32 protein-coding genes and 1 pseudogene are annotated in these 26,828 nt (G+C 30.7%); 25 read left to right on the top strand and 8 right to left on the bottom strand.

The genetic code is table 11. The annotated features are described in order from the left end of the window. Positions 1-79: 79 nt before the first annotated feature. The 3 genes from EW093_RS02300 to EW093_RS02290 are packed head-to-tail and all read left to right on the top strand — an operon-like array spanning position 80 to position 4,304. Positions 80-2,731 carry a valine--tRNA ligase gene (locus EW093_RS02300; protein WP_149566834.1) on the top strand — a complete coding sequence of 884 codons (2,652 nt, stop codon included), beginning with the start codon at positions 80-82 and terminating at the stop codon, positions 2,729-2,731. 1 nt (position 2,732) lies between these two features. Next, complete coding sequence (locus EW093_RS02295; RefSeq protein ID WP_149566833.1) at positions 2,733-3,047, top strand: hypothetical protein; 315 nt, start codon at positions 2,733-2,735, stop codon at positions 3,045-3,047. Between the two features lie 6 nt (positions 3,048-3,053). Beyond that, positions 3,054-4,304 (top strand): valine--pyruvate transaminase, encoded by a 1,251-nt coding sequence (locus EW093_RS02290; protein WP_149566832.1) that lies wholly within the window; start codon positions 3,054-3,056, stop codon positions 4,302-4,304. An 11-nt stretch (positions 4,305-4,315) separates the two neighbouring features. On the opposite strand, the gene EW093_RS02285 is transcribed toward EW093_RS02290, so the two are convergent. Beyond that, complete coding sequence (locus tag EW093_RS02285) at positions 4,316-5,068, bottom strand: DUF6062 family protein (protein ID WP_149566831.1); 753 nt, start codon at positions 5,066-5,068, stop codon at positions 4,316-4,318. Positions 5,069-5,690: 622 nt separating this feature from the next. On the opposite strand from EW093_RS02285, the gene EW093_RS02280 reads away from it, so the two are divergent. The 9 genes from EW093_RS02280 (at position 5,691) to EW093_RS17785 (ending at position 9,400) form a co-directional block, all read left to right on the top strand. Further along, positions 5,691-5,912: a hypothetical protein gene (locus EW093_RS02280; protein WP_149566830.1), complete on the top strand. Its 222-nt coding sequence runs from the start codon at positions 5,691-5,693 to the stop codon at positions 5,910-5,912. Positions 5,913-5,926: 14 nt separating this feature from the next. After that, a complete protein-coding gene (locus tag EW093_RS02275) occupies positions 5,927-6,691 on the top strand; it encodes a helix-turn-helix domain-containing protein (RefSeq protein ID WP_149566829.1) in 765 nt (254 codons plus the stop codon). Between the two features lie 419 nt (positions 6,692-7,110). Further along, positions 7,111-7,449 (top strand): hypothetical protein, encoded by a 339-nt coding sequence (locus EW093_RS02270; protein WP_149566828.1) that lies wholly within the window; start codon positions 7,111-7,113, stop codon positions 7,447-7,449. 59 nt (positions 7,450-7,508) lie between these two features. Continuing rightward, complete coding sequence (locus tag EW093_RS02265; RefSeq protein WP_149566827.1) at positions 7,509-7,739, top strand: hypothetical protein; 231 nt, start codon at positions 7,509-7,511, stop codon at positions 7,737-7,739. Positions 7,740-7,741: 2 nt separating this feature from the next. Continuing rightward, the gene (locus EW093_RS02260) at positions 7,742-7,975 is read left to right on the top strand and encodes a hypothetical protein (RefSeq protein ID WP_149566826.1); all 234 of its coding nucleotides are present in this window, start codon (positions 7,742-7,744) and stop codon (positions 7,973-7,975) included. 38 nt (positions 7,976-8,013) lie between these two features. Continuing rightward, positions 8,014-8,118: a cysteine peptidase family C39 domain-containing protein gene (locus EW093_RS18035; RefSeq protein WP_223111639.1), complete on the top strand. Its 105-nt coding sequence runs from the start codon at positions 8,014-8,016 to the stop codon at positions 8,116-8,118. 30 nt (positions 8,119-8,148) lie between these two features. After that, the gene (locus EW093_RS02250) at positions 8,149-8,340 is read left to right on the top strand and encodes a hypothetical protein (RefSeq protein WP_149566825.1); all 192 of its coding nucleotides are present in this window, start codon (positions 8,149-8,151) and stop codon (positions 8,338-8,340) included. Between the two features lie 70 nt (positions 8,341-8,410). Continuing rightward, the gene (locus tag EW093_RS02245) at positions 8,411-9,271 is read left to right on the top strand and encodes a transglutaminase-like domain-containing protein (RefSeq protein WP_149566824.1); all 861 of its coding nucleotides are present in this window, start codon (positions 8,411-8,413) and stop codon (positions 9,269-9,271) included. Positions 9,272-9,310: 39 nt separating this feature from the next. Then, a complete protein-coding gene (locus EW093_RS17785) occupies positions 9,311-9,400 on the top strand; it encodes an ATP-binding protein (RefSeq protein WP_281283465.1) in 90 nt (29 codons plus the stop codon). Positions 9,401-9,522: 122 nt separating this feature from the next. Here the strand turns inward: EW093_RS17785 and tnpC are convergent, their stop codons facing one another. The 6 genes from tnpC to EW093_RS17235 all read right to left on the bottom strand — a co-directional run bounded on the left by tnpC (position 9,523) and on the right by EW093_RS17235 (position 13,159). Then, a complete protein-coding gene (tnpC, locus tag EW093_RS02235; RefSeq protein WP_149566823.1) occupies positions 9,523-11,091 on the bottom strand; it encodes an IS66 family transposase in 1,569 nt (522 codons plus the stop codon). A 41-nt stretch (positions 11,092-11,132) separates the two neighbouring features. Beyond that, positions 11,133-11,480, bottom strand: a complete 348-nt coding sequence (gene tnpB, locus EW093_RS02230; protein ID WP_149566822.1) for an IS66 family insertion sequence element accessory protein TnpB — start codon at positions 11,478-11,480, stop codon at positions 11,133-11,135. Then, on the bottom strand, positions 11,480-11,785 hold the full coding sequence (gene tnpA / locus EW093_RS02225; RefSeq protein WP_149566821.1) for an IS66 family insertion sequence element accessory protein TnpA: 306 nt from the start codon (positions 11,783-11,785) through the stop codon (positions 11,480-11,482). Before tnpA ends, tnpB begins: the two co-directional genes overlap by 1 nt. Positions 11,786-11,947: 162 nt before the next feature. After that, on the bottom strand, positions 11,948-12,439 hold the full coding sequence (locus EW093_RS18030; RefSeq protein WP_425473395.1) for a CPBP family intramembrane glutamic endopeptidase: 492 nt from the start codon (positions 12,437-12,439) through the stop codon (positions 11,948-11,950). 260 nt (positions 12,440-12,699) lie between these two features. Further along, entirely contained in the window at positions 12,700-12,930 is a 231-nt protein-coding gene (locus tag EW093_RS02215; RefSeq protein WP_149566819.1) for a bacteriocin, read from the bottom strand. Between the two features lie 88 nt (positions 12,931-13,018). Next, the gene (locus tag EW093_RS17235) at positions 13,019-13,159 is read right to left on the bottom strand and encodes a hypothetical protein (protein ID WP_187759798.1); all 141 of its coding nucleotides are present in this window, start codon (positions 13,157-13,159) and stop codon (positions 13,019-13,021) included. Between the two features lie 752 nt (positions 13,160-13,911). On the opposite strand from EW093_RS17235, the pseudogene EW093_RS18025 reads away from it, so the two are divergent. From EW093_RS18025 to EW093_RS02160, 12 genes and pseudogenes are all read left to right on the top strand, one after another. Next, positions 13,912-14,248: pseudogene (locus EW093_RS18025) on the top strand (cysteine peptidase family C39 domain-containing protein); the annotation flags it as partial. Positions 14,249-14,299: 51 nt separating this feature from the next. Beyond that, the gene (locus tag EW093_RS17605; protein ID WP_246745064.1) at positions 14,300-14,458 is read left to right on the top strand and encodes a hypothetical protein; all 159 of its coding nucleotides are present in this window, start codon (positions 14,300-14,302) and stop codon (positions 14,456-14,458) included. 512 nt (positions 14,459-14,970) lie between these two features. After that, positions 14,971-15,249: a hypothetical protein gene (locus EW093_RS02205; RefSeq protein WP_149566818.1), complete on the top strand. Its 279-nt coding sequence runs from the start codon at positions 14,971-14,973 to the stop codon at positions 15,247-15,249. Positions 15,250-15,326: 77 nt separating this feature from the next. Further along, on the top strand, positions 15,327-15,551 hold the full coding sequence (locus tag EW093_RS02200; protein WP_149566817.1) for a hypothetical protein: 225 nt from the start codon (positions 15,327-15,329) through the stop codon (positions 15,549-15,551). Positions 15,552-15,565: 14 nt separating this feature from the next. Continuing rightward, entirely contained in the window at positions 15,566-15,748 is a 183-nt protein-coding gene (locus tag EW093_RS02195) for a class IIb bacteriocin, lactobin A/cerein 7B family (RefSeq protein WP_149566816.1), read from the top strand. A 54-nt stretch (positions 15,749-15,802) separates the two neighbouring features. Beyond that, positions 15,803-16,411, top strand: a complete 609-nt coding sequence (locus tag EW093_RS18020) for a CPBP family intramembrane glutamic endopeptidase (protein WP_149566815.1) — start codon at positions 15,803-15,805, stop codon at positions 16,409-16,411. Then, complete coding sequence (locus EW093_RS02185) at positions 16,401-18,563, top strand: peptidase domain-containing ABC transporter (protein ID WP_149566814.1); 2,163 nt, start codon at positions 16,401-16,403, stop codon at positions 18,561-18,563. The genes EW093_RS18020 and EW093_RS02185 overlap by 11 nt, the downstream gene beginning before the upstream one ends. Further along, entirely contained in the window at positions 18,548-19,696 is a 1,149-nt protein-coding gene (locus tag EW093_RS02180) for an HlyD family secretion protein (RefSeq protein ID WP_187759797.1), read from the top strand. Before EW093_RS02185 ends, EW093_RS02180 begins: the two co-directional genes overlap by 16 nt. Then, on the top strand, positions 19,693-21,126 hold the full coding sequence (locus tag EW093_RS02175) for a TolC family protein (protein WP_149566812.1): 1,434 nt from the start codon (positions 19,693-19,695) through the stop codon (positions 21,124-21,126). The genes EW093_RS02180 and EW093_RS02175 overlap by 4 nt, the downstream gene beginning before the upstream one ends. Before the next feature lie 226 nt (positions 21,127-21,352). Further along, the gene (locus tag EW093_RS02170) at positions 21,353-22,090 is read left to right on the top strand and encodes a hypothetical protein (protein ID WP_149566811.1); all 738 of its coding nucleotides are present in this window, start codon (positions 21,353-21,355) and stop codon (positions 22,088-22,090) included. Positions 22,091-22,221: 131 nt separating this feature from the next. Further along, complete coding sequence (locus tag EW093_RS02165) at positions 22,222-24,060, top strand: YgiQ family radical SAM protein (protein WP_149566810.1); 1,839 nt, start codon at positions 22,222-22,224, stop codon at positions 24,058-24,060. Positions 24,061-24,200: 140 nt separating this feature from the next. Then, entirely contained in the window at positions 24,201-25,802 is a 1,602-nt protein-coding gene (locus tag EW093_RS02160; protein WP_149566809.1) for a methyl-accepting chemotaxis protein, read from the top strand. A gap of 6 nt (positions 25,803-25,808) precedes the next feature. Here EW093_RS02160 and EW093_RS02155 read toward each other — a convergent pair whose 3' ends face one another. Further along, the gene (locus tag EW093_RS02155; RefSeq protein WP_187759796.1) at positions 25,809-26,372 is read right to left on the bottom strand and encodes a TetR/AcrR family transcriptional regulator; all 564 of its coding nucleotides are present in this window, start codon (positions 26,370-26,372) and stop codon (positions 25,809-25,811) included. Positions 26,373-26,465: 93 nt separating this feature from the next. Here EW093_RS02155 and EW093_RS02150 point away from each other — a divergent pair, with 93 nt between their 5' ends. Further along, entirely contained in the window at positions 26,466-26,825 is a 360-nt protein-coding gene (locus EW093_RS02150) for an HsmA family protein (protein ID WP_149566807.1), read from the top strand. Positions 26,826-26,828: the final 3 nt, after the last annotated feature.

The raw sequence follows: 26,828 nt of genomic DNA, 5'->3' as shown, positions 1-26,828 counted from the left end.
GTTATTATGTCCCTACTAATAGAAAATTAGGCAGGTCGGTTTTATAAACCAACTAGCCCATAACACCAAAGGAGATAGTATGAAGGCTATAGAGATGGATAAAGTATATAATCCTAAAGACTTTGAAGATAGGTTGTACAGGTTCTGGGAAGAGAATGGTTATTTTAAACCCAATGAAAACAGTGATAAAGAGCCTTTTACCGTCGTCATTCCTCCTCCAAATGTTACAGGTGTTTTACACATGGGACACGGTTTAAATAATACACTTCAAGATATATTAATTAGATATAATAGAATGTTAGGCAGGCCAACTCTTTGGGTGCCGGGAACTGACCATGCAGGTATAGCTACCCAAAATGTTGTTGAGAGAAAACTTAAAAAAGAGGGTCTAGGTAGACACGACCTTGGTAGAGAGAAATTTCTAGATAAAGTTTGGGAAGTTAAGGATGATCATCATAAGATTATTACTTCCCAGTTAAGAAAATTAGGTGCATCCTGTGACTGGACTAGAGAACGATTTACTATGGATGATGGTCTAACAGAAGCTGTAAAAGATGTTTTTGTTAAACTATATGAAAAAGACCTAATTTATAGAGGTGAGTATTTAGTTAACTGGTGTCCATCCTGTGGTACAGCACTAGCTGATGATGAAGTAGATCATGAAGAGAAACCTGGGAAACTTTATAATATTAAGTATAAGGTTGTTGGTGAGGATAACTATTTAACAATTGCAACAACAAGACCTGAAACTCTATTTGGTGATAGTGCTGTAGCAGTAAACCCTGAGGATCCAAGATACTCAAGTTTTATTGGAAAGGAGTTAGAACTACCTTTAACTAATAGAACATTTAAAATAATTGGTGATAGTTATGTTGATATTGAGTTTGGTACTGGTGCATTAAAAATAACTCCTGCCCATGATCCTAATGACTGGGAGATTGGAGAGAGACACGGTTTAGAGAAGATTAATATTCTAAATGATAATGGTACATTAAATAATATCGTTCCAGAAAAATACCGTGGACTAAGTTGTAGTGATGCAAGAGCCCTTGTAATAGAGGATTTAACTTTAGCTGGTCTTTTTATATCCGATGAGGACAAGCCCCACCAAGTAGGACACTGTTATAGATGTAAAACTGTGGTTGAACCCTATATGTCTGAACAGTGGTTTGTTAGAATGCAGCCATTAGCAGACCAGGCTATTCAGGCTTGGAAGGACGAAGAGATTAAGTTTTTTCCTAAAAAGTGGGATAATACATATGCTCACTGGATGAATGGTATTAGGGATTGGTGTATCTCTAGACAGTTATGGTGGGGACATAGAATTCCTGTTTATTATTGTCAAGATTGTAGAGAGATGATTGTTTCTAAGGATTCTCCAGAAAAGTGTACTTCCTGTGGTTCAACTAATATAGAACAGGATAATGACGTTTTAGATACATGGTTCTCATCCTGGTTGTGGCCATTTTCAACCCTTGGCTGGCCAGAGGAGACAGAGGATCTTAAAAAGTACTACCCAACATCAACTTTAGTAACTGGTTATGACATAATTTTCTTCTGGGTTGCTAGAATGGTTATGGCAGGTAAAGAGTTTACTGGTAAAGCTCCCTTTAGGGACATATATATGACTCCTCTTATTAGGGATAAGCAGGGTAGAAAAATGAGCAAGTCTCTAGGTAATGGAATTGACCCATTAGATGTAATTGATGAGTTTGGAGCAGATGCTCTTAAATTTACCCTTGCTTACCTCTCTACCCAGGGATTAGATATTCCATTTGGAGATGATACATGTAAAATAGGTAGTAAATTTGCCAATAAAATATGGAACGCATCTAGATATATTTTAATGAACCTAGAGGGTCGGGAGCTAGTTGATATCTCTGAAAATGAGTATACCGGTGCTGATAAATGGATTTTACACAGATTAAATGAGACAATCATCGGGGTTAAAAAGGCTTTTGAGATGTATCGTTTTGACGATATGACCCACCTATGTTATGACTTTTTCTGGAATGATTTTTGTGACTGGTATATAGAGAGTACAAAGTTAGAACTATACTCTAATGATGATAAGATTAAGGATAAGGCTGTTACTATGTTAGTATCTGTCTTAGAAGAGTCCCTAAGATTACTTCATCCGTTTCTATCATTTATAACTGAGGAGATATACCAGAAACTTCCAAATACCCAGGGGGCTTTAATTATTGCAGACTACCCTGTTGTTAAGGATAGTAGAAAAGATAGTTTAATCGAGGAGAACTTTGATTCGTTAAAAGAGTTAGTTCAATCAGTAAGAACCCTAAGGAGTGAGTTTAATCTACCTCCTGGTAAAAAAATAAAGGTTAGGGTTAAGTGTGATGACGGCTTTACTGGTAGTGGTTTCTTTACTAATGAGACAGCATTAATGGCTTCTTTAACTGGATCAGACGACTTTAAAATGTTTAATGTAAATCTAGATACTACAGAAGGTGGTATCGCTGCTCTAGGTAACGGATTTGAAGCTCTTGTCTATATTAAAGATGTAATTGATGTAGATGAAGAGATTAAAAAGCTTAAAAAGGGTATTGAGAAAAATATTAAATTAAAGGAACAGACCGAGAAAAAGTTATCAAATGAGAACTTTGTTTCAAGGGCTAAACCTGAGATAATAGCAAAAGAGAAGGGTAAGTTAGATGAGTTTACTTCTGCAATAGAGAAGATGACTACTCACTTAAAAGGCCTTGAGGGATAATATGAATAAAAAGAGCCTAAGATACTTAATAACAACAGTATGGATTATAAATTTTATATTCTTTCTAGGCTCTATTTTTTCACTTCTTGCTAATAATAATGGCCAACTATCTACACTACCTTTAGTGTTTGTTGGCCTGTTATTTATACTCTTTATATATCTAATAAAAGATACACTTAAACTCAATAGGCCCATATTTATTAAAATAATTGGAATTGTTTTTTTTATATCAGGGATCTACTACATCCTTATTAAAAATATTTTTATGGTACTACCTGTAATAATTTGTGGAATACTACTTCTAAAAAAGGACTAAACTAAAATGCCCAAAAATAGAACTCTCTTTACTAAACGATTTGCTGGAAAATCTGGAATTGGTGAACTAATGGATGATCTTGGCCAGGCTATGGCTAGTGGGGATAAACTTATGTTAGGTGGTGGTAACCCTGGTTATATCCCAGAAGTTGCTACCCTGTGGAGAGATAGATTAAATGAGATGGTAAACAGCTCTAATGAGATTGATTCAGTCCTAGGAAACTACGATACTCCCCAGGGTAATGAGAACTTTATTAATTCAATAGTTAGTTTTTTTAATAGACATTTTAATTTTGGGATTACAAGGGAAAATGTAGTTATTACAAATGGTAGCCAGTGTGCCATGTTTAATCTTTTAAATATTTTAGGCGGAACAGGGGAGGATGGTATAAAGAGAAAAGTATTATTTCCCCTAGTCCCTGAGTATATAGGATATGCAGACCTACACTTAGAGGATGATGTTTTTCTCTCCTTAAAGCCGATTATAGAGGATTTAGGCTTTAACAGATATAAGTATAGAATTGATAGAGATAATCTAAATAAGATCAAAGAAAATCTAGGGGCTCTTTGTGTATCAAGGCCAACTAATCCTACAGGAAATGTCTTAACAGATGATGAGATTGATTTTCTCCACCTTTTTAGTAAAAAGAGGGGGATCCCTCTAATTATTGATAACGCATACGGGGCACCATTCCCTCAAATCCTATTTAAAGATATTACCCTAAAGTGGGATGAAAATATTGTTTTATCAATGTCCCTATCTAAAATAGGTCTACCTTCTACAAGAACAGGGATTGTTGTTGCAAATAGGGAGATTATTTTAGCTCTATCAAGGGTTAATGCCATAACTAGTTTAGCCTCTGGGAGTCTAGGTCAAGGGATAACATATCCTATGTTAGATGATGATAGATTAATTAATATTAGTAAAAACTTAGTAAAACCATTTTATCAAAAAAGGTCAAACTTAACCCTAGAACTAATGGATAAATATTTTCAAGGTATTGATTATAAAGTACATGTAAGTGAAGGGGCTCTATTTTTATGGGTTTGGTTTCCAAGTCTACCAATAACTAGTAAAGAGTTATACACTATTTTAAAAGAAAAAAACGTGCTTATTATTCCTGGAAACTACTTCTTTTTTGGTTTGAAGGAGTATTGGGATCACTCTGATCAGTGCATAAGGATAAACTACTCTGGGGAAGAGAGAGTAGTAAAAGAGGGTATAAGAATTATTGGTAAAACAATAAAAGGTCTATAGCGACCTTCTATTTAGTGTTCCGTTGTTTTTCCTGTGATCTTTTGAATCAGTCGATAATGGGCATCCTTTGTTCCATTCCATGGTTTATCATCATTCTCTTGGCTAAATTTTTGTGTAAAATATAGAATCTCTTCTTCAAGTCTCTTTAGGTTTCTATCTTGAACTTCTAATAACTCTTTAATAAACTCCCCTAACTCTACTCCATTTAAGTACTCTGCAGCCATATTGGATATTAGGTTTTGATGCTCTAAGCAGAACCCTTTGGATTCCTTAAAATAGTTCCTAAACTCACTATTTTTTTTCCATAAATAGACTGTAGTAAATATATATCTCTTCATTGTGTAGTCAATTTTATCGCATATTAGGCACTTTTTATCACTTTCATTTACAAATGATTCTAAATCTTTTAATGATTCAATAAGTTTTTTGTCCTTTAAAGGTGTCTTTATCTTAGAGGAAGCGTTAACTGCTAACTTATTAATTTGACTAAATTTTTTATTAAGTTTCTCTCTATACTCTTTAAAGTGTGTATGGGTCATTAATCCAAGATAGTGAGGACTTCTCTTCTGTAATAGAAGGCTAAAATGATCAGGGCAAAACCCTGTTTTATTAACGTTAACCCTCATTTCAGGAACCATTACTGAGTTTCCTAGGAAAAATTTAAGATATGTCTCTTGGGCTTTATCTTTTAGTATACATATAGGGCATTCACACTCTTTTTTAAAGGCGTCCCAAACTGGTATTGTTTCTAGTTCATATTTCATAACTAATTGTACATTGTTTTTCTAATCCTGCAAACAATGATATAACTCTTTTATATATAACAAATTATAATTTCTCCATATGTGATTTTGGTTAAATAATAATTTAGAGAAGTATTTGGTGTATTTAAACTGCTGTTTGAAATCAAATGTCAAGAAAAAGTCAAGTTTATTATATCTCTCTTAGGGATGAAAATTATAAATTAAAATGTATTTTTACAATAATTTATATTTGATCATAAAAAGTTGTTTACTATATTCAATGTATGTAATAATAATACTTTGTTAGGAGAAAAATTATGAATAAAAATAGACAAATATTACAAAATGAATTTAATTAGAATAATCAGGTTTCTCAGATAGCAGATTCTTTTAGATTAAATGATGAAGAAAAGATAAGTTAAGCAAATCAAAAATTGCTAAACTAATTGGAATTTTACCTATTTTAGCAAATTGTGAAGATGCTGAAAGAACTTCTTTAAGACATCTTGCCACATATATAATAGCATCTAGAGGTAGTAAAGATATTTTTTATCATAATGATTACGATAATGAAGATGTATTATCACGGTTAAAATCAATTAATACTTTCGTTGGAGGTGATAGATTAGTTATAGAGAAAGGTATGAAGCTATTAGCACTAAATATGGTTCATGACTATCTTAGAGATATAAAAGAAGATAAAATAAAAAACAAATATAATCCTATATCTGCTGGAGTATGGAATTATGGTAAAATTGTAAAAGAACTACAAAATGATATATCTAAAATTAACTTTAAAGAAATGGATAAATACTTTACTATTACTGATGCACCATTCGCATATTGGGGCTATCGTGTTGGTTAACTAATTGAGGAATTATGGATAAAAATTTATCAAAAAGATTTGGATTATATATTGGTATAATTGTATTTATAATTTTTTTAACTGATATTATAGTAATATATAATGATAAAGGTACATTAAAAAATCATTACTATTATTTTACGCTACTATTTATTTCATTAATCATGGTTATATCAAGCCGATTCAAAATAGGTAAATATATTCAGGTCTTTTCATTAATAAGTACAACAATAGTTAGTTTTTTCCTTGATCAGAGTTCTGGATATGGAATAGGACAAGTTATCATCATTGTTTTACTATCTCAAAAATATGGTTTTTTTAAAAAAAATATGCTAATAAAAGTAATATTATCTGTTTTGACTTTTATTAGCATAGTTGTCATCACCGTATTATTCAAAAAAGAGATATTATTTAATATTTTACCTCCTATCTTGTTCCTTATTGTATTTGGAGCTTCATTTATCATAATAAAGTATGAAGAGATTCAAGTTTATTTAAAAAAAGAACAATTATTGAAAGAAGAAATATTTAAGTTAAAGCATAAAATTAAGGAAATTAATGAATTTGTTGATCCAGTAGAATCAGGTTTAAGTCAAACCGAATTATTAGTTTTAGAATCTTTATGTAAATACAAGGAAACTAATCAAGATTTAGCAACTAGATTAGTTAAGTCTGAGCATACAATTAAATCTCATATAAAAAATATTCTTAATAAGATTGGTGCCGAAAATAGATATCAATTAATTGATCTTTGTAAAGGATATTTTACAACCGAATAATCCCTTCTTCTTATGTCCTTAATTCAACATTGTTTTAATTAATTATAGGATTCTAATAACTTTTCTAAACTCAATGGAGATATTAAAATTTGTATTTTAGATGTTGTTATTTTAATGAGTTAATTACTGTAAAGAAAACAACGATTATGTTATTTATTTCATAAAAAACTTACTTTAATCATGTTTAAATATATCACTCTTAATGATGAAGAAATACTTCTAACCCTACTGTAAAGTACTTTAAGCATTCATCCCTAAGAGCGATTGTTTGTTTTTGTCAAATCATTCAATGTAATTAATAAAAGCTTAATAAGTTTAGTTTTATATACCTAAGCTTTAGCATATTAAAGTTAGTATAAAATTATTATTTTAATAATTATAACATTTTAAAAAATTTGAAGGATTTTATGGAAAATAATATGATTAAGTGTAAATTTTGTTCACAAATGACAGATTATAATAAACCTATTTGTGAAAATTGTGGTTTACTTCTCAATGTTGATCTTAATGATCAAAAGAGTAGTTTTTTTACTAAAATATTATATAAAAAAATAATTTCAGATGCTGAATGGTTAAAGTTTTTTTTAATATTGCTAATACCTCTTTTCAATATTTACATCGTATTTAAGTATGGATACTTTATTAAGAATGAGTCAAATATAACAAACTTTTGTAAAGCTTTAGTAAAGTTTGTTATATTCATGCTCGTTTGTGTAGTACTTATTAGAGTTCAAAATGAAATATTTAATTTTTTTTAATTATTATTAAAATATAAATATTCCTGGCCAGAATAAAAATATATTATTTAGGAGAATAAATGATAAAAAAAATAGAAAAGTTTGAAACTTTAGAAAATGATGCTTTATTAAGTATCAATGGTGGAAGTGCATTGGGTGCGACTGTAGGAATTATTGCGGCTAGAACGGCTGTATTTGTAGCAGTCCGATCAGTAACGGTTATAGCAAAAGCAGTAGCTGTAGGATTGTATATCAAACAAAAATCAAGGCAAATTGCAGTAGTAAATAATATTGGCGGAATAAGGAACTAAAAATGAAAGAAGATAACTACTTTAAAAATTTTGAATCATTATCAATGGAAGAATCTTTAGATGTAAATGGTGGTGGGTCATTTATTGGAGATACAGTAAGATTCGTTGGGAAGCAAATTAAAGATGCAGCTATTAGTGCTGTTAAGGTTGTGGAAAGAGTTGTAGGTATCGGATCTGCAGCAAAAGCAGGATTTGAATCAGGAAAAAATGATGATTGTTTCAATTTTATAAAATAAAATATTCCCCTGATTTCTCAGGGGATTAAAGTAGGAAAATGAAATATTACTGCATAAAACAACACGACATTACAGACTGTGGAGCAGCTTGTTTGGCTACTATCTGTCGTCAATATGGTTATAAGAAACCTAAGATTCTATAACCAGCCAGGTTGTAGACAAGGAGTAAATTAATGAAAGAATTAAATTTAACAGAATTAGAAAATGTAAATGGTGGTAGAGAAGCAAGCGTAGAAGCTATTCACCGCTTTAATAAACAGTTTTACCCTCGAGGGCGTAATTTTAGTACTAACCCTAGAATTGATAGGCATAGTGCACATAAGTATGGTGGTTCAAGGGTTGGTGGAGCATATATTATCGACTAATTTATAGAAAAATTATACTGTATAATGACTAAAATATGCAGTATTAAATAAAAGGAGTATTCAATATTAAATGAAAATAGTAAAAATATTAGTAATTATTTTGATAGTTACTTTTTTAATAGCTTGTAATGAAAAAAAGGACTTTATAGAACTTGAGATTACTGAAATTTATCATATTAACTCATCAGATAATAACGATCTTCTAATTATACGAGTTCCAAAAAATTATAAATACCATCAGAAAGTCCTCTCATCTAAATTTTCTGTTAAACCGGATGATATTTATATGGATGGAGAAGATAAACTTGCTAGAATTTACATTGATAATGGGATAGATGAAGTTATTGTAACCCATCATATTAAGATTTATAGATATGATTATATTGTTGCTAATCAGTTTGAAAATATAAAAGAGAAAAGGCCTGAAAATTTAGATGACTTTCTCGTTTATTCTGGTTCTGATGAATTGCTAGTAATAGCTGAAGATTTAACGGGTAAAAGTAATAAAATGACAATAAACAATATATTACGCTTTATAAGTGAGAATATGATTTATGAAATACATGATGAAGAACTTAGTGGATATGATGCTTACTTAAGAGGAGAAGGTGATTGTACAGAATTTTCAGATCTATTTGCAACATTATGTATGCTGAATGATATTCCTACAAGAACGATAATGGGCTATTATTTTTCTAATTGTAATACGAATATTCCATTTGCTCATGAATGGAGTGAAGTATATCTTGATAATTATGGTTGGATTCCTATAGATGCTACTCCCAAAGGGAATTATATCTCAAGATTTCCCGAGAAAATGGATAATAGATATATATATCTTGGATATAATGGCTATTCTAGCCCATATAACTATGCATACTCAGAGGGATTAGATGTCTATTATGATGTTGAAATTAATAAATTGAACTAATGAAATATAACTGCATTAAACAACACGACATAACAGATTGTGGCGCTGCTTGACCGTTTATTACACCATGCTAAGATTTTCTCCATAAGTGGAGAATCATATAGAATAAAAAACAGGAAGGAGGAATAAGTTTTTATTTATAGTGGGGATTTTAATTTTCAATTAATTGGGGAATTATACGTAACCGTCAAATCTAAAGGCAGTAACAACTGATATTTAAATATTTAATATTTTAAAAAGGGAATAGCTCTCTAAGAAGGTAACATAATTTTATTAACTTCTATTGGATCACATTTCCATGGAGCTAATTCTTCTAATGAGGAGCCTTCTGGTAATAATGGAGCCTTATCATATAACCATTTTAAATATGCGTATGGATTTAAATCATTTAATTTTGCCGTTTCAATTAAAGAGTAGAAAAAACATAATGCATCCGCACCTTCAGGACTACCCGAAAATAAAAAATTTTTACGACCCATAACAAGTGGTTTTACCACTCTCTCCGCAGCGTTATTATCTGGAGTAAGCTCTGCACAATCAAGGTAATTTATCATTTTATCCCATTGGCCTAATGTATATTTTACAGCTTTCCCCAATTTACTTTCTGGTCTAATATTTATAGCCTTTTTATCAAGCCAGTCTTTTAGGTTATCAAGTAATGGTGTCGCTAACTTCTTTCTTTCTGCTACAAATTCTTCCGGTTTGAGGTTCTTATCTCTAAGTTGTTTTTCTACAACATATATCTTTTGAATTTTATTAATTACAACATTAGACTTATTTAGTTGCTTAGAAGCTTTATAGGCATCGTAAAGCTCTCTCCGACAATGTGCTAAACATGTTACATGTGTTATTTTGTCACTATTTTTAAAAACGGCATTGTAACCTGGGAAACCATCTGACTGACAAAACCCAGAAAAGCCTTCAGTAAAATCTTTAATATATTTTGAACTTCGAGATCTATTATATTCATAGAGAGCTATACTTGAGTCTTTAGGCCCACCACAGGTGACCCATATGTAAGAGTTACTAGAATCTAATTTACCAACTTCCCCATGAACTTTGAGGACTGTTTCATCCATTTGAAGATATGTACCAGTCTTTATGTGATCTTTCATAATATCATTAAGACCTTTTAATTTTCTATAAGCTTTTATAGTCCAGTTTGACATATTCTGTCTGCTTATCGGAATCCCATACCTCTCAAATCTTTTCTCTTGCCGATAAAATGGCAGGTAATCACAAAATTTATTTGTATGGATGTAAGCAAGAAGACCACCAGTCACTATACTTCCTGAAATCAATGATGGTGGTGCAGGAGCAACTCTAAAAGTTGGTTTATCTTCATCTCCTGAACCTTCACAATTCCTGCAGGCATATTTTGGTCTTATATGTTGTTCTACATAAGACTTTTCAGGAATAATCTGTACCCTTTCTGTTACTACTTCATCAATTTTAACCATCTGACATCCACAAGCACACTGTTTATCATCTTCTGATATATCGTGAATGATTTGTTTTCTAGGTAGGGATGGATCTATAGGTTTTCGACCTTTCTTTTTTCTATTATATGCTGGAATAGATATAACTTCAGGTTCATCCTCTTCTTCTATATCCAAGGCGGTTTGCTCAAACTCATCAAATAATTCAGATTGTAAAGGTGTAACCTTTTCACTAGATTTTCCAAATCTCTTTACTCTTTCGAGACGCAACTCTTCTTCTAGTATTTTAACCCTATTTTCAAGAGATTTATTTGAGTTTTCAAGAGACTCAATATATGTAGATATTTCTTCAGGGATTACCTGTTTTTTTATTCCGCCCATCGAGTAAATACTACAATTTTATAAAAGATTATAAAACCCTTTTAATTCATCTCTTTAAAATATATTTCTTTATGGGCTTTCCAAAAATCTATACCAGACAATAGAAGTTTTAATTGTTCTAAAGTTATCTCTTCTGCATCATCTGCCGTTTGTGGCCATGGGAACTTATCTTTCTCGAGTTTCTTTTGCCACATTGCAAAACCATTTTTATCCCAGTATATACATTTCAAGTTTTTTCTGTTTTTGCTACAAAACAAAAATAAACTTCCAGAACCAGAATCTAATTTCATTTCACTTTCAGCTAAAACTGATAACCCATTAATCTGAGATCTCATATCTGTTGATCCAGGGCGAACGAAGATTGATATTTTAGTTAGGTCTAAAAACATCAGTTAACTTCCATTAGTACAGCGATTATTTTACTAATTTTATCTGAATTTATAACTCCACAGATCTCAATCTTTGTATCATTAACAATAATTTTAATATCATGAGTTTTCTTAGAATTACTCGTTTTAGGTTTTATCTTAACCAAATTTGATTTTTCAGTATTTATAGAGAACATTTTAACCCAATAAATAAAAGTTGATGCTTTTAGGTTATTTTCTCTACTAAAAGCTGCAACTGACTGGCCTGATTTATTGAACTCTGATACTAATAATTTCCACTCTTCGTGGCTCTTTCGACTTTTCATATTATCCCTCGGACTTAAGGGTGTAATATTTTATTTATTTTTTTAAGGGCATACTAAATTGACGGTTACAATTATACTTGCCATTTCCACAGGTATTCTTACTGCGACCAAGTGAGAATGGCAAGTACTTTTCCATATTTAATGGACAATAGAATAATCATATTAAATCATTGAGTAATCAAAAATATTTAATAAAGCATGTATGATTATTGGAAATAATATATTCCGAGTTTTTTCCAATATAAAAAACATATATTGTGAGAAAAATAATAAATAAATAAGCTGGGGAACATTAAAACCCAGATGATATACAATAAATATAAGTGAATACATTATCTGCAACTTAAACTTATTGGTAATTAGCTTATTTTTTTTGATAACCAATAACGGATATAATCTAAAAATACATTCTTCCAATGATGCTAATAATATAATATAAAAGATTAAAATTGGACTAAAGTTTTTAAAATCAAAACCTAAAAAATAAAATTTTAATAACAAATATAGTATAGTCAATAACACAAAATATAATCCGAAAATAAACTTCTTATTAAAGAAGGTTTCAATATATATACTCTTATAACTTTTTATTATTATTATTATAGCTCTTTTTAATAATAAATAATCAAATAATATAATGAGAATTATACTCATGATGAATAAAATGTCTTCTAAAAAAACATTATCAGAGTTAAAATTGTAATGAATTATATCGCGAATATTAATATGGTTAATTATATATACAACAATATAATAAAATTGAATTATAATACTTTTAACAATGACATTAATATTTTTCTTATTTTTTATATCTAAACGATATAAAACTAATAGAATTAATGGGTAAATTATTGATAATATGATGGTTTTATTCATTATGATCCTCAAATGGTGGTACTATAGACCACCAAAACCTATCTAGCTAGATACTTTATACCTTTACCAATAAGTGATATAGGATCCAGAAAACTTCTTGCTGCTTCAACAGTATCAACGAGTTCTCTTACAACAGCTTTTTGCATTTTACGTGCTGAGGCCCATTGTTTTTCTGTTAACATACTCATATCTTTACCTGTTTCATAAAAATCTTGAGGAAGCATTCCACCATTAATACTCTCTAATTCTTTTTTACTAATAACTTTCATTTATTCCCTACTTTAGTTCTATTCCCAACTGGCCAGTTTTAACAGACTTTTTTATATAAACCTACATCAACGATGTATTAGTTTTAAACTATATTTTATTAGGATTAACACCTATACAAACATCAATCTCCATTTCATCAACAGATATACTATGTGGTTGATCTTTTACACTTATATTATAACCAGATGTTAATGGTTGTATCCCATTGACTTGAATATATGTATTCATTTCATTAGATTTTTCTTATATTAATTCATTTATTAATATAACTCAATATTTTTCATCTCTACCTGAATTTGCCTCATTGTCATCTTTTTTCTTAATGATAAAAGATTTTCAAGCTTTAATTCTCTTGCTGTTTGTATCATTTTTATGAACCTCAACGTATATTACGAATCAATATAAAAATTAGCAATCGCTCTTAGGGATGAATAATTAAAGTGCTTTACAATGAGGTTAGAAGTATTTTTTCATCCTTAAGAGTGATAGATTTATGTATATTTTTTGTCTTAATTTCTTATGCGGGTAGCGTGATTCTATTAACTTCTTCAGTACTAACAGCAAATAACTATCCTGATGGTGTGTATTCAAGAGCTATTTTATACTCATAAATAGAGAGTGCTTGATTAATAATATTGAACCTTATAAATACTTAAATTCTATCTTTTCAGAAATAGCAGATAAGGGTGACAATATAGATTTAGGCTCTTTTATGCCATAAAATATTGAATTAAACCCTAAATAATTCTTTTGATCCTTACTGTGGTTTTATATCAACAGCAATTGTTTTACATTTAAAGAATTTTATAAATAATCGAGTTAATTTAGGATTTTTCGCCTATAGTTACTAATACTAAGCCACATTTCAAAATCCTTTTATGATAATTCGATGGTATCATTAGGTTTTTTATTTGCTTATGCAATTGCATTTACTATCTTTCATGTTGTAAATATAATTAACAGAAAATATAAGATTTTTAATGAAGTATAACTGTATAAAACAACACGACATAACAGACTGTGGTGCCGCATGTTTGGCGACAATTTGTAGACAGTATGGGTATAAAAAACCTATTTCCCAGATTCGGGAGATAGCTGGTACTGACAAGATGGGTACCAATGCTTTAGGATTGGTAAGCTGCAGATAAGCTATGTTTTATTGCTAAGGGGGTTAAAGGGGATCAATCTAGTCTTATTGGAGATTTCCCTCTGCCTGCTATTGCCCATGTAATTAAAGATAACTTATTATACTATGTTGTTATTCATAGGATCAAGAAAGGTTCTTTATTAGTTGCAGATCCCGGAGAAGGTATTGTTACTTATACCGTAGAGGACTTTTGTAAGATTTGGTCAGGAGTTCTTATTTTAATGATCCATGATAAGTCCTTTGAGAAGAAGGATGAAACTAAAGGACTCTATAGCCTTTTTTTGTCATTGATATTTCCCCATAAAAAACTTGTGTTTGAGATATTTTTATCATCCATAATATTCACATTTTTAGGAATTTTAGGAGCATTCTATTTTTAATCGATGAAGTATTTGTAAGTTGATTAAAAAAATCACTACACGTTATATCCATAGGCCAAATCTAAACACTACATCTTAGTCAAAAAATAGATATAGCACTTATTTTTGAATATTGTAGACATCCAAACTTTAGGATGTGAAATATTTTGTAACAAACATAAATATTTCACTCTTTAAAAATAAAAATATAGAGTAAATTATATCACTCTTAAGGATGAATATCTTACTCTAGTTGAACTTTAGAGTACTTTTAGAACTCACTCTTACGAGCGATTGCTAATTTTTATATTGCTTCGTAATGTAAGTTGAGGTTATTAAAAATGATACAAACAGCAAGAGAATTAAAACTTGAGAATCTTTTATCGGTAAGAAAAAAGATGACAATGAAACAGATTCAGGAAGAGATGTTAAATCTAGAGTAATATTTAAAAGAAAACAATATTGAAAAAAATGGTCCTATAGTTACTACAACATTTTCAGTTGAACAGATACTTAATGAACAAATTGTAGATATGGAAATATTAATACCTATAAAACATAGTGTAAAAATTGATAATACATATTTATTAAAAAAAGAATTCCATTTAACAAATGCAATATTTAAGAAACATGTAGGTAATCCTAATTTAATTCAAAATACATATAATGAAATGAATACTTACATTCAAGTAAATGGACTACAACCTATAACATCTGGTTACAATATAAGTGTAAAAGATCAGACTCATGGTATTTCTGTTGATGAAATGGAGATTGATGTTTATATAGGAGTTAATCCTAACAAGTTATAATTAAAAACTAATACATCGTTGATGTAGGTTTAGATAAAAAAGTTCTATAAAAACTGGCCAGTAAAAAAGAACAAAAAATGAAATCAATAAGTTTTAACAATCTTGATGAATCTGAAATGTTAATGATTGATGGAGGACGTACAGGAGGCAGTATTATCAATGACTCTCTGTATGAGTTAGGTAATAAAGTGGGTTCGGCAGTTACTTCGACTATCAATACAGCTAAAAGTTTAGTAGTAAAAGCAGCTACATATGTAGTAAATAAAACGGTTAGCCAGTTACCTGGTTATTCTAGATATTAATAGGATGGTATATAATGAAAAATTTTAAAGGTTTTACAGAATTAACTGAAGAAGATTCTCAAAGAGTAAATGGTGGAATTGCACCCTTAGCAGTTATCGGCTTAATATTAACAGCTGCTGCAATATATGATGCAGGGAAGTCATTTGTTGCAGGGTATAAAGATGGTAGAGAAGGAATCAATACACATAATAGATAACAAATAGCAAAAGCCTCTCAATTAATTGGGAGGTTTAAGGAGTCAAAAATAATTATGGAATTATTTGAAATTAAAAAGCAGCATCTAGGATTCAACCTACTATCTTTGATACCAATACTACTTATTGTTTTTGGCTATGATATTGTAAGCTCTGAAATAAATAATATATTTGTATTTTTTTTTAAAATCGAAAATAGTAATTCTTTTTTTGATGATAATGAAATAAGTATTCTAAGTGTCATTAAGTTATGTATTATCCCTTCTGTGTTGGAAGAGTGGATATTTAGATTTCTTTTTTTGACTTACCTTTGTCGATATTTAACAGTTTTTAAATCAATACTTATTTCTTCTATAGTTTTTTCACTATTTCATAGTGGTGTGTTAAGATTTATATATGCTTTACCAATAGGAATTCTTCTGGCTATTATTTTTGTTTACAGTTCTTCAATTGTTTATTGCGTAGTAATTCATTTTTTTAGTAATTTATGGGGTTTTATTAGTTCTAAAATTATTCATAATATTAACGGTTATACGAGAGATAATTCAGTTTCATTTCAAGTATGGTATCTTGATATTTTGGGTATAGTGTGTTTATCGCTTGGTTTGTTCTTCTTATTTCGAATCATTTCTAAATCTACGTTGAGGTCTAGACGTGAAGTATAACTGTATAAAACAACACGACATAACAAACTGTGGTGCAGCTTGTTTGGCTACTATTTGTAGGCAATATGGGTATAAGAAGCCTATTTCTCAGATTAGGGAGATTGCTGGCACTGATAAAATGGGAACTAATGCTTTAGGATTGGTGAAGGCTGCTGAAAAGCTTGGTTTTATTGCTAAAGGTGTTAAGGGGGATCAATCTAGTTTATCTGGAGATTTTCCTCTTCCTGCAATTGCCCATGTCATTAAAGATAATTTATTACACTATGTTGTAATTCATAGGATCAAGAAAGGTTCTTTATTAGTTGCAGATCCTGGAGAGGGATTAGTTACTTATACCATAGAGGATTTTTGTAAGATTTGGTCAGGTGTTCTTATTTTAATGATACCTGATAAATCTTTTGAGAAGAAGGATGAGACAAAGGGGCTTTTTAGCCGGTTTTTATCTTTGATATTTCCCCATAAAAAACTTGTGTTTGAGATATTTTTATCATCAATAATTTTTACCCTTCTTGGGATTTTAGGTGCATTTTATTTTAAATATCTAATAGATGAAGTCTTTGCAAGTGGACTAAAAAAATCTTTACATGTTATTTCCATTAGTATGGTTATTTTAACACTTTTTAAAGTCTTGTTAAGTTCTTTTAGGCAACATCTTTTATTACATCTCAGTCAGAAAATTGATGTGGCACTTATCTTTGAATACTATAGGCATGTATTAAAATTACCTATGTCTTTTTTTGATACAAGGAAAGTAGGGGAAATATTATCCCGGTTAAACGATGCATCTAAAATTAGAGCTGCAGTTTCCGGGGCTACTCTTTCTGTTATGATAGATACTTTAATGGTTTTAGGTGGTGGTATTGTCCTCTATATGCAAAGTTGGAGACTCTTTTTAGTTGCACTTATTTTTATTCCATTTTCAATAATAGTTGTATGGGCTTTTACTAAACCATTCCAGAAAGGACATAGAACTTTAATGGCTCAGGCCGCAGAAACTGAATCATATTTAGTTGAATCTTTAGGTGGTATTGCAACAATTAAAGCTGTAAATGGTGAAGAAGAGGCTGTATGGGAGACCGAGAAGAAGTTTATTAAAACAATTAATTCTGGTTTCAAAATCGGATGGATGCAGAATATTCAGGGATCACTCCAGGGATTTTTAACACTAATTGGTGGAATAGTTATTTTATGGGTTGGTGGAGTTCAGGTACTTGCAGGGAACCTTAGTATTGGACAACTAATAACATTTAACTCTTTATTAGTATACTTTTATGATCCTATTAAAAATCTTATTGGACTACAGCCTGCACTCCAGGAAGCCTATGTAGCTGCTGATAGATTAGGTGAGATTCTGGATCTGGAAGTGGAAGCTCCAAATGATGAAAAACTACTAACTCCTTCTAAAATATATGGTGGAATTGACATTAAAAACCTTCGGTTTAGATATGGAACCAGAAAATATGTACTAGAAGATATAAATCTTTTTATAACACCTGGAGAGAAGATTGCTTTTGTTGGTGAGAGTGGTTCAGGTAAAACTACACTTATTAAATTACTAATGAAGTATTACCTCCCGGAAGAAGGTGAGATCTTATATGATAACAACAATATAAAGGATCTACAGACATCAAATTTAAGACATAAAATAGGTTATGTTCCCCAGGATATACTGCTTTTTTCAGGAACTATAATTGATAATATATCCTTTGGTCAAAAAAACTCAACTTTTGAAGAGATAGTTGAAGCTGCAAAAAAAGCAAAAGCCCACGATTTTATTAACGAGATGCCAAACCGTTACCAGACAATGGTCGGGGAGAGGGGTGCAACTTTATCTGGTGGACAAAAACAGAGAATCGCCCTGGCAAGAGCAATACTTGGAACTCCAGATGTATTAATATTTGACGAGGCAACAAGTAATTTAGATAGTATTGCAGAGAGGGCAATACATGAAACCATTGAGAAGATAAACAGGGATACAACAACAATAATTATTGCCCATAGACTCTCAACTATTATGCGTTGTGACAGAATAGTTGTGATGGATAAAGGGAAAATTGTAGAAGTTGGTACACATTCTGATCTTATATCTAATGGTGGATTTTATACTGATTTATGGCAGGGACAAAAGGAAAGTGTATGCATGAATATATAATTGATATGAAAGATCTTTCTGATAGTAGAGAACTTTTAGAGTCAAAACCACCAAAGGTAATTAAAATATTTATATATTTCCTTCTATTTATGTTAGTAACTGGATTTATCTGGATATCTGTATCATCAATTGAAATTACGACAAAATCTCCAGGAATAATAAGACCAATAGATGATATAAGTATTGTAAGAAATGTGGTTTCAGGAACCCTGGAAAATATATGGTTTAAAGATGGGGATTATGTTACTAAAGATGAACCATTATATAAAATTGATACTACATCCCTGGATATAGATTATAACGAAGTTTTATCTAAATTATCCAGATCAAATAAAACTAAGGAAGATGTAATTAAACTACAAAAGTCTATAAGTGAAAACAAAAATTTATTTTCATCGGATAACATTAAATTTTACAACAGATTTCTAACTTATCAGCTGGAAAAAGAGAAGTTGAATATGACATACCTTAAGGCATTAAGAGAGTATGATGACGAAAATTCACTTTTAGATAATATGAAAACCCAAAGAAAACTCGATGAATTAGAAGCCAACGTTCGATATAATTTCCTTAATGTCGAGACCTTTGTTAGTAGAAATTTTATTGATATTGAAAATGAAATAACCACAATTAATGAAGAGTTAATAACCTTAAATAGAAATAAAATGGCCCTCGAAGAAAATATTAAAATGAGTCAGGTAAATGCTTCAATATCCGGAAGGATTCAGAAGATACAGGATCTTAATACCGGGGATTTTTTAGGAGTTGGTTCTGAAGTATTAAGGGTTCTTCCAATAGAGAGTGAATCAATAAAAGTTGACATTATGGTTTCCAATAAGGATATAGCTGGAATAACAGTTGGAAATGTTGTTACCTACAGATTCTCAGCGCTTCCTCAAAGTGAGTATGGTGTTTTAGAAGGCAAAGTCCTCTCTATTCCTGGGGATATCACATCAAATGGTGCCAATGGAAATGTTTATGTCCTTGAAGGAAGTGTTAATTCAAATAAACTTGATAATAAAGATGGAATTCCTGTCTTTTTAAAAAGTGGAATGTTTTGTGATGTTAGAATTATAACCAGGGAACAAAAAATACTAGGCTACTTATTGGAAAAATTGGACTTTAAATCATGAAAATTATTTCTCTGATAGCCTTTGTTCTTTGTATCTCTCCATTTTTATTCTCTAAGGATATCATATCAATAGTAGATATTTTAAATAATGCATCAAAAAATCATAGTAGTTGGATTAATTTAGAAAAAAATAGGGAAAATGTAAAATTAAATACTGTACTGTTAAAAGAGAGCTTTTTACCTGATTTTTCATTTGGCGATGGACAAACACCTATATATACCTATGGTTCCCAAAGTGAAAAATATTATCATAACATATCCCTAATAACCCAAATGAATTGGTGGTTACCAACAGATGGGACTCTATCTATTTCTGCTTTAGATACTATAAGTTATGCCCAGACAGATGATGATAATGTAATAAGTCAGTCACCTGTTTTATCATTTAGTTATACACAACCTACATGGCTTAGTGGAAAGTTTATTGAACCATCACTATATTCTAAAATCCATAGACTTCAACTGGATATACCCCTAAACGAAGATAGAATTAAATATTTAATAGATAGAAACAATTTAATTTATGATCTTATTAAAGATCTTTTGGATATTGATAATAAAAAGAGGGAAGTACAACTTCTGGAGATGAATTTTAAAATAGCCGATGATGAACTTGAAGTCTTTAAATCAAATAGAGATAAAGGGTTGGTTTCTGGTACGGACTATTGGAAAAAACAACTGGAAAGAGATACTATTCAGGATTCATTATGGGAAAAGAAATCCAACTTAGAATTAATTGTTAGTAGATTTCTAAATAACTATGGGTATAGTTCTAAAAAAGATAGTTTAAACATGCCTGAATTCCCAGAACTACCAACTATTCCACTTAATGATAATCCTACACCTTCGTTGTTAATGATGTTACAAAAGATTAAATTGGAAAAGGCTGAATTACAATCAACAGTTTATAGAAAACAGAATGCATCCTATTTAACAACATCATTCTCTATAGCACCTAAATATGGAATTAGAAATGATCCATCATCATTCTCAGATTCATTAAACTTTGGTACAGAAGATAGTTATATCGATTACTCTTTATCAGTAACCTTTAAGTTATCCAGTAAAAATATAAGAGAACAAAATACCCAGGGTAAAATTGTGGAATTAGATTATGATACAGCTAAAAAAGAATATGAGGATACTGATAGAACTGAGAAATTAGAATTACAGTTATTATCTGATAATTATAAAATATTAAAGGATAGAAAGGAGAGGCTTTTTAGCAGTATAAATTACGCTAAAACTCTTTTTGATGGTGAAAAAAAACTTTTGGGTATTGGTAGAACCACACCTCTGTTAGTCCAGCAGGCTAAATTTAATTATGAATCAAGGAAAAATGATTTAAAAAACATAGAGAATGATTTATATCTTTTAAATCTTAAAATGATAGCAAGTAAAGGTTATGATTTAATGATATTACTCAAATAGGTAACAAAATTATAAAATATGGTGTTTACAGAATTGATTACACATGAGAATAAATTTTGATGTAACTACCAATCTTCTTAACTGGGGATTCGTTTTATTTTAAATGGGTACATTCTATCTCTAATTGTACATTGTTTTCTAATCCTGCAAACAATGAGATATCTGCTTAATTATTCCAAAAATCATACAGGTTTGTATTATAATAATTAATAGGAGGAGTTTTGTTATGAAAAACAAAGTTAATATAATAATTATTTTAGTTAGCGTAATTTCTATTTTAGGTTGTACTACTACTAAATCTAATGAAACAGAACGTCTTGATTCAAATACCAACCAGATGATACCTAAAGAGTACAAACTAGGAGGGAAAGGCCCAGGTGGAGGAATTATTTTTTATGATGATTTAATTGGATTTGATTTTAACTATGATGGCACTATATCTGAAGATGAAAAAAATATACTTCAGTATTCATATCTTACAAAGAGTCGTTTCCTTGAAGTTGCTCCTAGGGGATGGAATTTACCTGATACAAGGGATGACCCTGTATCTCAATGGGGTGGAGATAGTTCAAATATAGATGAAATATCAGACTTAGATCTCAATTTACTTACTCCAGAGAGTGATAATATTCGTGATACTGTAGGTAATGGACGTCGGAACACAGAAATTATAATATCCTATCTTAAAGAAAATACCCAGGAAGAGGGTACAGCAGCCCATCTTTGTAGAAATTACAATGGTGGAGGTCTATCCGATTGGTTTCTTCCTTCTGTAGGGGAGTTAGTACTTTTGCATAGTATGATGAATGATGTTAAGGGCCTTGAATATGATGATTATTCATCTTCCTCAGAAAGTATGTTTAATAACCTAAGATGGATTGTATACTTTGGTGAGGATAAATTTGGGGTAGATACTAGGCGTAAATATAGGGAGTACAGAGTTAGACCTATACGTGCTTTCTAAAAGTAAATACTATAAACTTAAATAGCGGAGGATTTATCATTCAACTCCGCTTAAATCTACTTTAACTAATTCACTATAATTGTACTATCTATCTATGGAAAGAGGCATATAAAAAGTGATAGAGTTGCACCATGAGTGATTTTTTACCTATTAACCAAAATGATATGAAAAAAAGAGGGTGGGATGAGTTAGACTTTGTCCTTGTATCAGGGGATGCCTATGTGGATCATCCCTCATTTGGTCATGCAATTATATCTAGAGTATTAGAAAAAGAGGGATTTAAAGTTGGAATAATAGCTCAACCTGACTGGACTAATGTTGAGAGTTTTAAAGTTTTAGGGCAACCTAAGTATGGTTTTTTAGTTGCACCTGGAAATATTGATAGTATGGTTAATCACTATACAGTAAATAAGAAGAAGAGAAGACAGGACAGCTACTCCCCAGGTGGTGAAGCTGGAAAAAGACCTGATAGGGCAACTATTGTATATACATCTAAAATAAAACAGGCATATAAAGGTATACCAGTTATAGTCGGAGGGATAGAGAGTTCTTTAAGACGATTAGCCCACTATGATTACTGGAGTAATAAGGTTCGCCACTCAATATTATTAGACTCAAAGGCAGATCTTTTGATTTATGGAATGGGAGAGTATCCTATTGTTCAAATTGCAAATAAATTAAAACAGGGAAAGGGCATTAGAGAGATAACAGATGTTCGGGGAACAGTATACGCGACATCTAAACTTCCTAAGGATGTTGTAGAGCTCCCATCTTTTGAAGAGATCACAGGAGATAAAGAGCTCTTTTCTAGGAGCTTTAATATTCAGCACTCAAATACTGATCCCTATACGGGAGAAGTTCTAGCTGAAAGAGATGGAAGCAGGTGGGTTGTTCAGAACAAGCCTAGTTTCCCAATAAGTAAAGAGGACTTTGACTCAGTATATGAACTTCCTTTTACAAAAACTTACCATCCTATATATAAAAAGAGTGGAGGCGTCCCTGCTCTAAATGAAGTTGAATTTTCAATAATTAACAATCGGGGTTGTTTTGGAAGTTGTAGTTTTTGTGCCCTAACATTTCATCAGGGACGAATTGTAACATCAAGAAGTGAAGACTCTGTAATGAAAGAGGCTAAAGATCTTATAAATAAACCAGGATTTAAAGGTTATATCCATGATGTAGGTGGACCTACTGCAAACTTTAGTGGACCCGCATGTGATAAACAGGCTAAAAGTGGCTCGTGTAAAGATAGAAGCTGCCTTGGTCACAATATGTGTAAAAATGTAAAAGTAGACCACTCTTCATATTTGAAACTACTAAGAAAATTAAGAAATTTACCTGGTATTAAAAAGGTTTTTATAAGGTCAGGAATAAGATTCGATTATCTACTAAAGGATAGTGATGAGACATTTTTTAAGGAATTAGTAGAGCATCATATTAGTGGTCAACTAAAAATAGCTCCTGAACACATATCAAATAGGGTTTTACAGGTAATGGGTAAACCTAAACACGAGGTGTTTGAAAGTTTTATATCCAAGTATCAGCAGTTTAATACCAGTTTAGGGAAAAAACAGTTTTTTGTTCCATACTTTATATCAAGTCACCCTGGTTCAACTGTTGAAGATGCAATTAAATTAGCAGAATATTTAAAGAAGTTGGGTTTTACACCGGATCAGGTCCAGGATTTTTATCCAACACCTGGAACTCTCTCTACAGCTATGTACTACTCAGGATACAACCCAACAAGTGGTAAAAAAATATTTGTTGCAACGGATCATAGTGATAAACAGGCACAAAGGGCTCTTTTACAGTTTAATAGACCAGAGAATTATGTAACAGTTTTAAAAACATTAGGTAAGGCAGGGAGACAGGATTTAGTTGGATTTGGCCCAAAGGCTTTAATACCACCACCTTCAAAAAATAGTAAAAAAAGGAGAACAAATAGCAAATTAAAAATTTCTAAGTGTTAAATTCTAATTAATCTTTAATATTTGTAAAATAATTACTTTTTAAGTAAAAATATTACATGTGAAGAGACCTTTAAAGGTATATTTTTATATTTCTAGTAGCTTATAAAATTAAAAATAATATTAAGAGGTTTAGATTTATTATGATAAAGATTACAGAAGAATATAAAGATTCAGCTTATGAAGTTCGTCTTAAAGCACCAATGCTTAGTATAGTTATTAAAGTTTTTCTTACTTTAATGATACTTTTAGGTTCAAGGTCCCTAGTTAGAGGGGAGTTTGATTCAGTAATTATTATGTTAGTTTTTTGCCTTTTTTTTATATACCAAAATATTAGAATATATAGGGGGAAATATACATCTGTCTCTCTAATCTTTACATATATTCTTGCTATTACCTCATCCTATAGTGCTTACACTATGCCCTATACAGAATTAGCATATTATAGATTCACTATTATAGTATTAATGAGTATGTCAATATCCCTTATCTTTGTACCTAATTTAAAACACTTGGTTTTCCAATACTCATACTTAATTCTCACCTATGTTACATTTATTGTTATCAAGGTAAATAATGGTAGTATTACTGAGGTTGCCGTTAAATTTAGTGACCAGATATTTATACCAAGTGTTTTGATAATAATGATACTATTTATGTTTATTTCAATTAGAATTATATTGGACCGTGTCTCTATTGATGCAATTACAAAGATTAAAGAGAGTGATGAACAGACCCGAAGAATGGTACAACTAGTATCAGCTTCAACCTCGCAACTTGATGAGGCTGATGGAATGATGGAGAAATCAAAATTAACTGCCGACTCTATTTCAGAGATAGAGAGTAATATAAATAGTATCTCTGTAAAAGCAGGAACCCTTAATGATCAATTTTTTATATCTAAAGAGTCACTTGAACAGATAAACAGAAGTCTAGTTACCTTAGAAACAATTTCAGAGGATCAATCAGCTAACATTACAGAAACAAGTGCTTCCCTTGAGCAGATGGTTTCATCAATAAAAAACTCTGCAAATATTATACATAGTAAAAAGAGTAGTGTTAATAATTTAAAAGATAGAGCTGTAAATGGCGCCTTGGTAATAGATAAAACATCCTCTTCATTCCAAAGAGTTACAGAACATATTGAGAGTATAAAGGTTATGACTAAAGTCATATCAGATATAAGTGATCAGACTAATCTATTAGCTATGAATGCAGCTATTGAAGCGGCTCATGCTGGGGATCAAGGACGTGGTTTTGCTGTAGTTGCAGGGGAGGTAAGAAAATTAGCTGAATCTAGTGCTAATAGTACCTTGCAAATATCTTCGAGTTTAAATCAACTTTTAGAATCAATAGATTCTATGGGAGAACATGTTATAGCTAGTGGTGATGCTTTTAAGTCTATAAGTGTAGAAATAGAGGAAGTAAAAGACTCCATGGATGAAATTAGTAAAAATATACATGAACTAAGTACAGGAAGTGAAGAGATTCTTAGGGCGACAAGCCAAATGATAGAGCTTACATATCAAGTTAATGAAGCTGTAAGTTCTGTGAAAAATAGTGAGAGTTCTGTATCTTCAAATGTAAATAATATGGGAAGTTTTATATCTGATCTTTTTGCTGGTCTTCAGGAGATTCTTCTAGGTACAGAAGGGATAACTAATGCTATGTTTGACTTGTCAAAGATGTCCAAAAGATTAAATCTAAATACAAAAGAGTTGAACCGTAAAATTAGTATTTCATAAAAAATATTAATTAGATAAGGCAGGATTTGATATTCCTTCAATTAATCCATAAATTGAATTTATAAATCTTGCCTCATAATCTGGCATCTTGTGAATTTTCATCAATATTGGTACAAAACACCTAAATATAATTGCCGCTATACTCATTATATCACCTCTTAAATCAATGTTAGTATCATTTACCTTTTTAAAAAGTTCTATATAAGCAGCTTTAAATCTATTATGTAGAGTTATCACATCTTTAAAATTTTCAAAATCTAACATATTTAATAGGTCCAGATTTTTATCGTGTTTTTTCCAAAGAGTTAAACAAAGACCACAAATATCCTTAATTTTAATCCCTTGAATATCATTAAATGTTCCAATATAGTCTAGTCCTGTTTTAAATATTGGCTCTACAATAGCAAGGACCAAACACTCCTTATTTTTAAAATGGTAGTAGAGGGTTCTTCTTGCTAAACCTGCTGTATCTGCAACTTCTTCTAAAGAGACATGGGATGAGCGTTTTTTTAGAAATAGTTCAGTAGCTATATCTAGGATAAGTTTTCGGGTTTTGCTCTTTTTATTCATTATTATTTTCCATATTGCTATTAATATAATAAAAATATAAAATGCACACAACAGTGCAAATTTACACATTAGTGTGCAATTTAGGAGGGAGAAATGATTATATTTGCAATAGTAACAATTTCTATGGCTTTGGTATTTTATACTATAGGTGTATTTGGAGAAAAACTCTCTGGAGGATTAAAAAGTTGGAACTTAATCTTATTTTGGATTGGGCTATTTTTTGATACAACAGGAACTCTTTTAATGTCATTGATAAGTAAGCAGGATGGGATTACTTTACACTTTGTAACAGGAGCCTTAGCCTTAATTTTAATGCTATTTCATGCAGCTTGGGCAACTATAGTTTTAATTAAAAAAAATGAGCAAATGATCATGAAATTTCATAGGTTTAGTATAGTTGTTTGGTTAATATGGTTAGTTCCATATTTAACAGGAGTAATAATTAATATCTAAAAA

This window comes from Thiospirochaeta perfilievii, assembly GCF_008329945.1.
In the GTDB taxonomy this organism is placed as follows: Bacteria; Spirochaetota; Spirochaetia; order DSM-2461; family DSM-2461; genus Thiospirochaeta; species Thiospirochaeta perfilievii.
Note: the sequence above shows the minus strand (reverse complement) of the source record. Positions and strands in the feature narration are given on the sequence as shown.

Bases quoted from the DNA above. Each gene is read 5' to 3' on its own strand.
- EW093_RS02280 (WP_149566830.1), top strand. From the start codon at position 5,691: ATGAAGCTATTAGCACTAAATATGGTTCATGACTATCTTAGAGATATA.
- EW093_RS02275 (WP_149566829.1), top strand. From the start codon at position 5,927: ATGGATAAAAATTTATCAAAAAGATTTGGATTATATATTGGTATAATT.
- EW093_RS02195 (WP_149566816.1), top strand. From the start codon at position 15,566: ATGAAAAATTTTAAAGGTTTTACAGAATTAACTGAAGAAGATTCTCAA.
- EW093_RS02270 (WP_149566828.1), top strand. From the start codon at position 7,111: ATGATTAAGTGTAAATTTTGTTCACAAATGACAGATTATAATAAACCT.
- EW093_RS17605 (WP_246745064.1), top strand. From the start codon at position 14,300: ATGATCCATGATAAGTCCTTTGAGAAGAAGGATGAAACTAAAGGACTC.
- EW093_RS02150 (WP_149566807.1), top strand. From the start codon at position 26,466: ATGATTATATTTGCAATAGTAACAATTTCTATGGCTTTGGTATTTTAT.
- EW093_RS02290 (WP_149566832.1), top strand. From the start codon at position 3,054: ATGCCCAAAAATAGAACTCTCTTTACTAAACGATTTGCTGGAAAATCT.
- tnpA (WP_149566821.1), bottom strand. From the start codon at position 11,785: ATGAAAAGTCGAAAGAGCCACGAAGAGTGGAAATTATTAGTATCAGAG.
- EW093_RS02265 (WP_149566827.1), top strand. From the start codon at position 7,509: ATGATAAAAAAAATAGAAAAGTTTGAAACTTTAGAAAATGATGCTTTA.
- EW093_RS02160 (WP_149566809.1), top strand. From the start codon at position 24,201: ATGATAAAGATTACAGAAGAATATAAAGATTCAGCTTATGAAGTTCGT.
- EW093_RS02250 (WP_149566825.1), top strand. From the start codon at position 8,149: ATGAAAGAATTAAATTTAACAGAATTAGAAAATGTAAATGGTGGTAGA.
- EW093_RS18030 (WP_425473395.1), bottom strand. From the start codon at position 12,439: ATGAGTATAATTCTCATTATATTATTTGATTATTTATTATTAAAAAGA.
- tnpB (WP_149566822.1), bottom strand. From the start codon at position 11,480: ATGTTTTTAGACCTAACTAAAATATCAATCTTCGTTCGCCCTGGATCA.
- EW093_RS02205 (WP_149566818.1), top strand. From the start codon at position 14,971: ATGGAAATATTAATACCTATAAAACATAGTGTAAAAATTGATAATACA.
- EW093_RS02180 (WP_187759797.1), top strand. From the start codon at position 18,548: ATGCATGAATATATAATTGATATGAAAGATCTTTCTGATAGTAGAGAA.
- EW093_RS02165 (WP_149566810.1), top strand. From the start codon at position 22,222: ATGAGTGATTTTTTACCTATTAACCAAAATGATATGAAAAAAAGAGGG.
- EW093_RS02300 (WP_149566834.1), top strand. From the start codon at position 80: ATGAAGGCTATAGAGATGGATAAAGTATATAATCCTAAAGACTTTGAA.
- EW093_RS02260 (WP_149566826.1), top strand. From the start codon at position 7,742: ATGAAAGAAGATAACTACTTTAAAAATTTTGAATCATTATCAATGGAA.
- EW093_RS02155 (WP_187759796.1), bottom strand. From the start codon at position 26,372: ATGAATAAAAAGAGCAAAACCCGAAAACTTATCCTAGATATAGCTACT.
- EW093_RS02200 (WP_149566817.1), top strand. From the start codon at position 15,327: ATGAAATCAATAAGTTTTAACAATCTTGATGAATCTGAAATGTTAATG.
- EW093_RS02170 (WP_149566811.1), top strand. From the start codon at position 21,353: ATGAAAAACAAAGTTAATATAATAATTATTTTAGTTAGCGTAATTTCT.
- EW093_RS02175 (WP_149566812.1), top strand. From the start codon at position 19,693: ATGAAAATTATTTCTCTGATAGCCTTTGTTCTTTGTATCTCTCCATTT.
- EW093_RS02295 (WP_149566833.1), top strand. From the start codon at position 2,733: ATGAATAAAAAGAGCCTAAGATACTTAATAACAACAGTATGGATTATA.
- tnpC (WP_149566823.1), bottom strand. From the start codon at position 11,091: ATGGGCGGAATAAAAAAACAGGTAATCCCTGAAGAAATATCTACATAT.
- EW093_RS18035 (WP_223111639.1), top strand. From the start codon at position 8,014: ATGAAATATTACTGCATAAAACAACACGACATTACAGACTGTGGAGCA.
- EW093_RS02245 (WP_149566824.1), top strand. From the start codon at position 8,411: ATGAAAATAGTAAAAATATTAGTAATTATTTTGATAGTTACTTTTTTA.
- EW093_RS17235 (WP_187759798.1), bottom strand. From the start codon at position 13,159: ATGAATACATATATTCAAGTCAATGGGATACAACCATTAACATCTGGT.
- EW093_RS02285 (WP_149566831.1), bottom strand. From the start codon at position 5,068: ATGAAATATGAACTAGAAACAATACCAGTTTGGGACGCCTTTAAAAAA.
- EW093_RS18020 (WP_149566815.1), top strand. From the start codon at position 15,803: ATGGAATTATTTGAAATTAAAAAGCAGCATCTAGGATTCAACCTACTA.
- EW093_RS02215 (WP_149566819.1), bottom strand. From the start codon at position 12,930: ATGAAAGTTATTAGTAAAAAAGAATTAGAGAGTATTAATGGTGGAATG.